The organism is Pseudomonas sp. ICMP 3272 (assembly GCF_001466905.1).
Taxonomy (GTDB): Bacteria; Pseudomonadota; Gammaproteobacteria; order Pseudomonadales; family Pseudomonadaceae; genus Aquipseudomonas; species Aquipseudomonas amygdali.
This window is the reverse complement of record NZ_LKEK01000055.1, coordinates 68,081-77,259: the sequence shown is the minus strand read 5'-3', so window position 1 is coordinate 77,259 and position 9,179 is coordinate 68,081. Positions and strand designations below refer to the sequence as shown.

Annotated in this window: 9 protein-coding genes; all 9 read right to left on the bottom strand. The window is 61.2% G+C overall.

Annotated features, from left to right (window positions below; genetic code table 11):
* Nucleotides 1-272, bottom strand: a 272-nt coding sequence (locus tag AO068_RS15290) for a toxin VasX (protein ID WP_330219616.1), incomplete at its 3' end; no start/stop codon positions are given.
* Between the two features lie 293 nt (nt 273-565).
* Entirely contained in the window at nt 566-1,336 is a 771-nt protein-coding gene (locus AO068_RS15285; RefSeq protein WP_058408791.1) for a DeoR/GlpR family DNA-binding transcription regulator, read from the bottom strand.
* A gap of 39 nt (nt 1,337-1,375) precedes the next feature.
* Nucleotides 1,376-2,062 carry an SDR family NAD(P)-dependent oxidoreductase gene (locus AO068_RS15280; protein WP_058408790.1) on the bottom strand — a complete coding sequence of 229 codons (687 nt, stop codon included), beginning with the start codon at nt 2,060-2,062 and terminating at the stop codon, nt 1,376-1,378.
* A gap of 54 nt (nt 2,063-2,116) precedes the next feature.
* The gene (locus tag AO068_RS15275; protein WP_058401296.1) at nt 2,117-3,241 is read right to left on the bottom strand and encodes a sialidase family protein; all 1,125 of its coding nucleotides are present in this window, start codon (nt 3,239-3,241) and stop codon (nt 2,117-2,119) included.
* The gene (locus tag AO068_RS15270; RefSeq protein ID WP_031595782.1) at nt 3,228-4,643 is read right to left on the bottom strand and encodes a sodium:solute symporter family protein; all 1,416 of its coding nucleotides are present in this window, start codon (nt 4,641-4,643) and stop codon (nt 3,228-3,230) included. The genes AO068_RS15275 and AO068_RS15270 overlap by 14 nt, the downstream gene beginning before the upstream one ends.
* A gap of 78 nt (nt 4,644-4,721) precedes the next feature.
* Nucleotides 4,722-5,756, bottom strand: coding sequence for a 4-hydroxythreonine-4-phosphate dehydrogenase PdxA (gene pdxA / locus AO068_RS15265; protein ID WP_005731526.1), 1,035 nt, complete (start codon nt 5,754-5,756; stop codon nt 4,722-4,724).
* Nucleotides 5,749-7,008, bottom strand: a complete 1,260-nt coding sequence (locus AO068_RS15260) for a four-carbon acid sugar kinase family protein (protein ID WP_058408789.1) — start codon at nt 7,006-7,008, stop codon at nt 5,749-5,751. Before AO068_RS15260 ends, pdxA begins: the two co-directional genes overlap by 8 nt.
* Nucleotides 7,005-8,174, bottom strand: coding sequence for an iron-containing alcohol dehydrogenase (locus AO068_RS15255; protein WP_058408788.1), 1,170 nt, complete (start codon nt 8,172-8,174; stop codon nt 7,005-7,007). The genes AO068_RS15260 and AO068_RS15255 overlap by 4 nt, the downstream gene beginning before the upstream one ends.
* Before the next feature lie 10 nt (nt 8,175-8,184).
* Nucleotides 8,185-9,063, bottom strand: a complete 879-nt coding sequence (gene dapA, locus AO068_RS15250) for a 4-hydroxy-tetrahydrodipicolinate synthase (protein WP_058401300.1) — start codon at nt 9,061-9,063, stop codon at nt 8,185-8,187.
* Nucleotides 9,064-9,179 lie beyond the last annotated feature (116 nt).

The following is a 9,179-nucleotide window of genomic DNA, read 5'->3' as shown; positions in this document are numbered from 1 at the left end:
GTTTCGTCGAACACATAGACGTAGCCGTCATACAGCTGGCGAAGGGTGTAGCTGCGTGTTTTCAGTGTCGGCATCAGCGCCCATTTTCCCTGTTTCGGCAATGGTTTCAGTTGCTCCGGCGCGGCGTCGTAGCGGGAGCGATCCAGCGCGTAGCGCACCGGCACGATGGCGACGTTCGGTCCTCTGAACGGGCAAAGGCTGATGGCCGTCGCCGGAGTCTTGGGGAACAGTGCGGCGCGTCGTTGCTGGTGTGTGCCGTGTTTATCGGTCATGCGGGAAATTCTCTGCGCAGAAGCGGGCAATTTCGCCTGCTGTATGCAGAAGTACATTCCAAGATGTGTGCCGATAATATTTTTTTCTATTAAAAACAGATGGATAGCGTTTAAGAACTTAAAAAAAGCTCAATAATCAGGCAAAAAATGCGAAATATTGCGCAGGCTTTTGCGCATGTATGCGCAAGCTCGTTTAGGTGCTGGAGGGCTTTGTATATGGGGCGTGACCAGTTTCAGCGGTCATGTGATGCGCAAGAATTTGCACATCACGGTTTTATGCCATGAGCGTGAAGTCAGCCGGGCAGGGCAATTTCCACCTGAATGCCCTTACGAGCCCTGAATGGGGCGAGCAGTGACTCGTCATCCACCGGGTTGGTGATCAGCGTCCAGGGCTGGCGTAACGGTGTCCAGTGCTGCTGACGCGCGCGGCCCAGCTTGGTGACGTCGGCCAGTACGAAGACCTGTGCGGCACGCGCCAGCATGTTTTCCTTGAGGTACGCCTGCTCGGCGCTGGCCTCGCACAGGCCCAGTTCGGCCACCACGCCGTCGGCACTGATGAACAGTTTGTCGGCGCTCAGGTGTTCCAGCGCTGCCTGCGCCGCCACACCATAAGTCGACATGCTCGATGCCCGCAGTGTGCCGCCCAGCACGGTAATACGGCCTTCGGGTATCAGCGCCAGATCGCTGAGGGCCAACAGGTTGTTGGTGATTACATGCAGCCCGCGTCGCTGGTTGAGAATGTGCGCCAGTGCGCTGGTGCTGGTGCCACCTTCAAGAAACAGCGTGTCGTGATCGTTGATATGCGCCAGCGCGGCACGGGCGATGTCCATTTTTTCCTGGCTGTGCTGGCGGCTGCGCTCTTCCAGCGAGGTTTCCGGTTCGCGCTGGCCGACATGCGCCGCGCCGCCATAGGTGCGCAGGATCAAGCCATCTTCGGCCAGGGCTGTGAGGTCGCGGCGTACGGTGGCTTCCGAGACGCCCAGTTGGGCGCACAGCTCGTCCACATTGGATTTGCCGGAAAGAACCAGTTCGAGTATCGCTTGACGACGGTTGGCGACTTTCATTACAGCCCTTGCGTTAAAGCCTGGAAACGGGATGCAACCTTACAACGACGCACCGCCGCACACCACCAGGCTTTGCCCGGTAATTGCACCCGCGTCGGGGCCAAGCAGAAAGGCCGCCAGACCGGCGATTTCATCCGGTTGCACAAAACGGCCGATGGGCGGTTTTCGCGGTGGCGTGCCACTGCGTCCGGGGGCCAGCAACATGGGCGTTTCGGTGGCACCAGGGGCGATCAGGTTGACGGTGATGCCGCGTGGCGCCAGTTCGATGGCCCAGGAACGAACCATGCCTTGCAGCGCCGCTTTGGTGGCAGCGTACTGACTGCGTCCGGCGGCACCCTGCATGGTCCGGCTGCCGATCATCAGAATTCGCGAACCGGCGCGCAGCCGTGGGTACAGCGCGTTGACCATGTGACTGGCAGCGGCGACATGCAGATGCCACATGGCCTGGCCATCGGCGTCGTTCAGCTCGCCCAGCGGCGCGGTGCGCATGAAGCCTGCCGCGTGGATCAGCGCATCAATGTGCGGCGTCTGTTGCAGCGCCTTGTCCAGCGCGGCGAAGTCATTGAGGTCGCACTCGCGCCAAGTGAAGTTCGGGTGTTGCAGGTCCGGCGCACGACGGCTCAGACCGGTGACCCGCAGGCCCTGTTCCAGCAGGCGCGTGACAATGGCTTTGCCGATGCCGGAGCTGGCACCGGTGACGAGTACGGACTGAATCGGTTCGGGCATGACATGGGTTCCGCAAAGGCGTCGATCGGCAACAGGCTAATCGACGCGGGTGGGTCAGCGGATCGCGTTCAGCGGCAGGTGAACATGCTTGATCTTCTGCCGGAAGTAGGTGAACGCGACGTGCAGGCTGCCATCGGCGGCCTGAATGATGCTGGGGTAGGAGAACTCGCGATTGAGCTTTTCCTGCGAGTTGTTGGTCAGGCAGAAGCCGTCACCCAGCTCCAGATCCAGCCGGGTTGGCCAGCTGTGCCCGCCGTCGCGGGAGATCGCCAGGCTCATCGGTGCGCGGGGGATGCCCCACACCGCTGCCTTGCCGTCCTGACGTGCGCCCGGTGTGACGCGGTCGTCGCCCTCATCCTCGATTTCGTCGTACAGCGAGGCCCGGCGCTGGGCGTGGCCCTCGGCACTGACCGGGTTGTAGACCAGGGCCAGTTCGTCGGTCGCCAGCTTCACGAACTGGATCGACGAATTGTTATTGGGCAGTTCGGTCGGCGTCGGGGCGCTCCAGGAGCGGCCACGGTCGGTTGAGCGGCTGCTGTAGATGAAGTCTGCCCAGCGGCTGCGGAACAGGCCCAGCAGGCTGCCGTCCGGCAATTGATGAATATTCATATGCACGCTGCCGGTGCTGTCCGGCACGTCATGGCGTGACCAGCTGTGCCCTTGATCGCTGGAGATCATCACCGCGCTGACATCATGGTTGCCGACCCACTTTTCGCCGGGCCCGGTGATGCAGTACCAGACCGGCAGCAACCAGTCGCCGTTATCCAGCACCACTGGCGGCTGGCGCACAAAGGTGCCGGGCTCGTCGAACAGGGTATCAATCGGCCCCCAGCTTTGGCCGTTATCCAGTGACAGACGACGGCGGATGATGGCGGTCTCCTGATTGCCGGAAATCTGTGCTGTCCAGATGAGCCACAACGGGCCACCGGGTGCCTGGAACAGAATCGGATTCTGTTCCGAGCGGGACGCATCTTCGGACATTTTCTGCGGCTCGCTCCAGACGCCGGTGGCCGGGTCGCGGCGCGACAGCAGCACGAAGATGTCGGCCATGCCCTCCTGAGTACCGGCGAACCAGGTGCACAGCAGGGTGCCGTCGGCCAGCTCGTGCAGGTTCGCGGCATGGTTCTGCGCGTAAGGCGTTGGCAGGAACGCGTCCTGGCGGGTATCAGCGGTTGGCATGGGGAACCTCGGTTTGAGCAGGTTTGGACGACGCGGACTGCGGCAGCAGTCGCTCGATGGCAATGACGATAGCCGGTGTCACCAGCGCGATATACATGTTGTCGATGCCGTAGGGGTTGTTCAGCAGATACCAGACGCTGGTGGTGATGGCTGAAGCGATCAACCCCAGGGTAGCGCCTCGGCCCGAACCGAAGAACGGCAGGTAGATCGCGATCATGGCGACCACGGCAATAGACAGGCGCAGGGCACGGGTAAAGAACGACAGGTTAAGGATCTCTGGCACGAAGAATACGAAGAACAGCGGCACAAAACCGATCACCAGTGCAATCAGGCGGGTGGTTTTGAACTCCTGATCCACCGACGGCTTGCGCCACGGCACGTAGAAGTCACGGACCACCAGCGAGGCGATGGCCAGTGCCACGGTGCTGACGCTGACGAAAATCGAGGCAACCAGCGAGATGGTCACCACGCCAGCCAATACCGGGCTCATCGATTGCAGGAAGATCGGCAGGGCGTACAGGCTGCTCATTTCCGGGTGCAGGTATTTGGAGGCGACACCGATGAAGCCCAGCGCCAGGGCAATCGGGATGCACAGCAGCGAGGCGTAGAAGGTCGAGCGGCGTGCCGCGTTCTGATTCTGGGTCGAGGAGATGGCCTGAATGATGAACTGCGTGGAGAAAATCGCGCCGACCGTGCCGATGATCCACGCCATGATTTTCGAGCCGCCGATGGCCCCGTCCCACGTGAAGTAATGCTCGGGCATGTTCTGCACCACAGGGCTGAAGCCACCGGTCATTTTCAACGCCACGCCCAGTACGATCAATACACCGATGTATTTCACCCCGGTGTGCAGGATGCTCATGTAGGCCACGCTTTTCAGACCGCCAAACACGTAGTACAGCGTGCTGATGATCGCCGTGATGAACGCCGCGGTGGTCAGGTTGATTTTCAGGACCGTGGCAATGGCTGCCGCGCCGCTGACGTAGTTGCCGACGTTCACCAGCAACAGCGCGTAGATCATGATGATCGAGACCGCGAGCTTGGTGGAGGTGCCGTACTTTTTGGCGATGAAGCCGGAAATGGTGAACTCGCCGGAGCTATACAGTTTGCGCGCCATCAACAGGCCGAACAGAGGGAAGCCGATGGCAGCGGCGATCACCGACCAGGAGGCGGCGAAACCACTCTCGAATGCGGCCTGTGCCGTACCGACCGTAGACTTGGCACCGATGAACTCGGACATCATCAGCACGCCGACGACGAAGGCGGGCATGGTGCGCGAAGCGACCATGTATTGCTCGCTGGTCTTGCTGCGCAGGCGCATGCTCATCCAGGTGGTTATGACGATATAGACGACCACCATGCCGATGATGATCGAGGTGTCTTGCGCGTTGAAGGTATCCATCAGTCTCGCTCCATTGTTGTTGTTCTGGCGCGTTATGGGTTGCCGCTCGGTTAGGCCGCTGCTGTCAGTGCAGCGGCCTCAGACGGCGATGGAATTGCGGGTGTCGCGTTTACGGGTTGCCAGTTCCACGGCCTGGCGCATGGCTTCGATCAGGCTGCGTTCGTCGGCAATGCCTTTGCCGGCAATGTCGAAGGCGGTGCCGTGGTCCACCGAGGTACGAATCACTGGCAGGCCGATGGTTACGTTGACGCCGGCTTCCAGGCCCATGACCTTGACCGGGCCGTGACCCTGATCGTGGTACATCGCAACCACCGCATCGAAGTCGCCACGTCCGGCGCGGAAAAACAGCGTGTCGGCGGGCAGCGGGCCTTCCACGCGCCAGCCGCGGGCGTGCAGTTCATCGATTGCGGGCTGAATCTTGGTGGCTTCCTCGCCATAACCGAACAGGCCGTTTTCGCCGGCATGCGGGTTGATGCCGCACACCGCGATCAACGGATTTTCGATACCGGCGCGGATCAGGGTTTCCCGGGCGCGTTCGATGGTGCGCTTGACCAGCCCCGGCTCGATCCGCGCAATGGCGTCGATGATGCCGATGTGCGTCGTGACGTGAATGACGCGCAAGGTCGGGGTCATCAACATCATCGAGACTTCTTCGATGCCCAGCAGGTGCGCGAGCATTTCGGTGTGGCCGGGGAAGATATGCCCGCCTGCGTGCAGCGCTTCCTTGTTTAGCGGGGCGGTGCATATGGCGTCCAGCTCACCGGCCTGAGTCAGTTGCACGGTGCGCTCGATGTAGCGGAAGGCTGCATTGCCGGCCACCGCTGACAGTTTGCCGTAGGGCAGGTCAGCGGGTATCAGGCCCAGATCGATGCAGTCCACCGTGCCCTGGGTGAAACGGGCTTCTGCAGGGCTGGCGATGCTGTTGACGCGTAACTGGCTGCCGACGATGCGGTTGGCATCTTCCAGGCGTTGTGCATCGCCGATCACCAGCGGACGGCAGGTGGCGTACACCGAGGCGTGGGTGAGCATTTTCATGATGATTTCCGGTCCCACCCCGGCGGCGTCGCCCATGGTGATACCAATGACGGGACGTTCAGACAGACGCTCAGACATAGGAAGCTTCCTCGTTGAAAGGGGTGCCGGTCGCAGCCGGTGCATGGAGCAGTTGCCAGGCGGTGAGCAAGGTGTCGGGGTTGCCGAACCCCCCGGCTTTGGTCACGACATTGAACGTGTGCTTGCCCAGTCGGGCCTCGGCCAGAACCACGCCGGTGGCCAGTTCGCCAAACAGCGTCAAGCGTTTGATATCCGCTGCAATCAGAATGGCTCTGGCGGTTTCGCCACCGGTGGCTACCACTGAACCGGCATGGGGCAGGGCGGGGGCCAGCCACTGCGCCAGCGCGTTGCTCAATGTGGCCGCCTGCGCCGGGTCGCGTTGTTGTTGATCGAGGCGTACCAGCACATCTCGCCCGTCGGTCAGATGTTCTTGGAGTTGCAGGTACGCTGCGGCGCGCTCGGCGTGCGCATCTTCATTGAGTAACGTTGCCGGTTGCAGTGTCAGGCACAGTGGCTTGCTGGCCTGTGCGAGCCGGTCGGCCTGGGCCTGGGAATGGCGGGACATGCTGCCCACCACGGTCAGCACCGGTGAACGCGGCTCGACCTTGATCGGCAAGGCTTCGGCCAGCCCGAAGGCGTGCGGTAGATGGCGAGCCAGCCCGGCCGAGCCGACCCAGAACAGTTCGTCATGCCAGGCCACCGATGCCTGGGCCAGTTGCAGCAGGTCACTGTCCAGCTCTGCATCGCAGACCAGCGCCTGCACACCCTGTTCAAGTGCGTTGCGCAACGTGGTTTTGAGCCGTGAAGGATCACGCAGGGTGTCCAGGCCGAGCCACTGGGTACGCAGGCCCTGCGCGACAAACAGATCCAGCAGGTTGCCGGTACCTTGCAGGTTCTCGTTGCGCCAGACATCGCTCTGATCGACCTGCACACCGTCAATCAATTGCACACCCTGAACGGTCGTGCGTTTCATGGCCGGGAACGCCGGAGCGACCAGCGCCATGCCGCGCAGGCCTTGCAAGGCATCGACCTCACTGGCGACGTTGCCGCGCAGTGTGGAGTCGATTTTCTTGTACAGCGCCATCCCGATTCGGGACTGCTGTTGCAGGGCTGCGCGGTTCTGTTCGGCGGCCTGTTGCGGGTCAAGGCGACGTGAGTCGGCATCAATGGCGATCACCCCCGACAAGTCTTTGGCATTGCCGGTCAGGACCACATGAGTGTCGATCCGTGAAGCAAAGTCCGCCGCGCAATCGGCTGCCCCCGACAGGTCGTCAGCAATGATCAGCAGGCCCGGAAATTCGGCGCGGCTCATGGCAGCAGGCACCGATACAGTTGTTGAATATCATCCAGGCTGAGGGCTTTGGGGTTGTTGGTCATCAGGCGTGTGACCTTGGAAGCCGCTACCGCCATGTCCGCCAGATGCTCTTCGGCAACCCCGAATTCACGCAGGTTCTGTGGGATGTTCAGCACCTGGGTCCATTGGCGAATCTGTCCGATCAGCTTGTGGGCAGCGGTCTCGTTACTGTCGTCCTGCTGTGCCACGCCGCAGACCAGTGCCGCGCGTTTGAGGCGTTCGGCGCAGCTGTCCAGATTGAAAGCCATCACGTGGGGCAACAGCATGGCATTGGCCACGCCGTGGGTGACGTGAAACTTGCCGCCCAGCGGGTAAGCCAGTGCATGCACCGCTGCGGTTCCAGCGGCGGTCAGCGCCAGGCCCCCATACATCGAACCCAGCAGCATGTCGCCGCGTGCGCGAACCGATTCCGGTTGTTGCCAGGCTTCGACAATGCTGCCTGCGATCAGGCGCATCGATTCCAGCGCAAACGCATCGCTGATCGGGTTGGCCTTGGTGGAGATGAAGGACTCCAGCGAATGGGTGAAGGCATCCATCCCGGTCGCGGCGGTGATCGGGCGCGGCAGGCTGAGGGTCAGCAGCGGGTCGAGAATGACCAGCGTCGGCAGCAGATGACGGCTGACGACGCCTATCTTCAGTTCTTCATCGGGCAGAGTGACGATGGCATTGGGCGTCACTTCCGACCCCGTACCGGACGTGGTCGGGACCAGCACCATAGGCTTGCCGGGGTGAGTCACCTTGTCGATGCCCAGCAGGTCTCTGAGCGGTGTGTCGTTGGTCAGCATGACGGCGAACAGCTTGGCGGCATCCAGCACGCTGCCACCGCCAATCGCGATCAGGGCGTCCGGGGCGTGCGGCGCGACATCTTCGCGGAATACCCGCTCGATATTTTCCAGCGTCGGTTCTATTTCGACGTTATCAAGCATGTGCACACGGATATTCTGCGCACTGAGTTGCTCGGTGACGCGCTGGGTAACCCCCAGGTTATGCATGGCGTTCTGGGTAACCAGAATCACGCTTTTGACCGGCACATCGAGCAGCGGCAGTTTTTCGCTCAGCAGGTCGAGGCTGCCGGGGCCGTGGACCACATGTTTCACAGTCTGGAAGTGGTAGGTAGCAGACATCGCGATTACCTCAGGCTTGGCGGTAGACGGCCAACAGGTTCTGGAGTTTTTCCAGTGCGGCGGCATCAAGCGGCTGCACGGGCGCACGGCATGGGCCGACCGGGACATTGAGCAGTTGCGTTGCGGTTTTCAGCACCACCGGCATGGTGCCCAGCGCGAAGGCATCGCGCAGCGGGCGCAGGGCTTCCTGCGCGGCACGGGCCGCTTCGTGGTTGCCTGACTGGAAGTTGTTCCAGATCGACATGACCACCTCCGGCACGGCGTTGGCGGTTGCAGCAATAGCGCCGTCACCGCCAGCCAGCAGGTTCCAGTAGATCAGCGAGTCGGTTCCGGCGAACACCGCAAAGTTGTCGCTGCGGTACTGCATCATCTGCACCAGTGCGTCGAAATTGCCGGCGCTGTCCTTGATGCCCTTGATCTGCGGATGCTGGCTGAGGGTTGCCACTGCACCGATGCCGATCGACATGCCGGTCTTGGCCGGGATGTTGTACATCATCAGCGGCAGCTCGGAAGCGTCGGCGATGGCGGTGTAGTGCTTGATCAGCTCGGGCTGGCTGATAGCGTTGAAGTACGGCGTGATGATCGACAGGGCATCTGCGCCCACATCAATCATCTTTTTGTTCATTTCAATCACTTCATGCGTAGCGAACGCGCCGGTACCGACCACAACCGGCACACGTCCTGCCGCGGCTTCGACAGTGATTCGAGCGATTTTGAGTTTTTCCGATTCGGAAAGGGTAAAGAATTCGCCATTGGTGCCCAGTACGAAAAGCCCGTGAACGCCTGCATTCAGGAGGTTTTCGATCAGATTGCGCAGGGCCTGCTCGTCGAGTTGCTGATCAGCGGTGAAGGGTGTGACCAGAGCTGGAATGATGCCGCGAAATTGCATGGCCAGGTTCTCGTTTTATTTTTAGTAAAACGATAGTGATTGAATCAATCATTGCTGGCAAGCGTTTTGATCGTTTTTTTCACGTGCGGGTAGGTTTTCTGCCTGAAAGTGACAGG

What these genes read in the sequence shown, in the direction of transcription:
- AO068_RS15280 (WP_058408790.1), bottom strand. Translation starts at nt 2,062, where the DNA reads ATGCCCGAACCGATTCAGTCCGTACTCGTCACCGGTGCCAGCTCCGGC.
- AO068_RS15255 (WP_058408788.1), bottom strand. Translation starts at nt 8,174, where the DNA reads ATGTCTGCTACCTACCACTTCCAGACTGTGAAACATGTGGTCCACGGC.
- AO068_RS15270 (WP_031595782.1), bottom strand. Translation starts at nt 4,643, where the DNA reads ATGGATACCTTCAACGCGCAAGACACCTCGATCATCATCGGCATGGTG.
- dapA (WP_058401300.1), bottom strand. Translation starts at nt 9,063, where the DNA reads ATGCAATTTCGCGGCATCATTCCAGCTCTGGTCACACCCTTCACCGCT.
- pdxA (WP_005731526.1), bottom strand. Translation starts at nt 5,756, where the DNA reads ATGTCTGAGCGTCTGTCTGAACGTCCCGTCATTGGTATCACCATGGGC.
- AO068_RS15285 (WP_058408791.1), bottom strand. Translation starts at nt 1,336, where the DNA reads ATGAAAGTCGCCAACCGTCGTCAAGCGATACTCGAACTGGTTCTTTCC.
- AO068_RS15275 (WP_058401296.1), bottom strand. Translation starts at nt 3,241, where the DNA reads ATGCCAACCGCTGATACCCGCCAGGACGCGTTCCTGCCAACGCCTTAC.
- AO068_RS15260 (WP_058408789.1), bottom strand. Translation starts at nt 7,008, where the DNA reads ATGAGCCGCGCCGAATTTCCGGGCCTGCTGATCATTGCTGACGACCTG.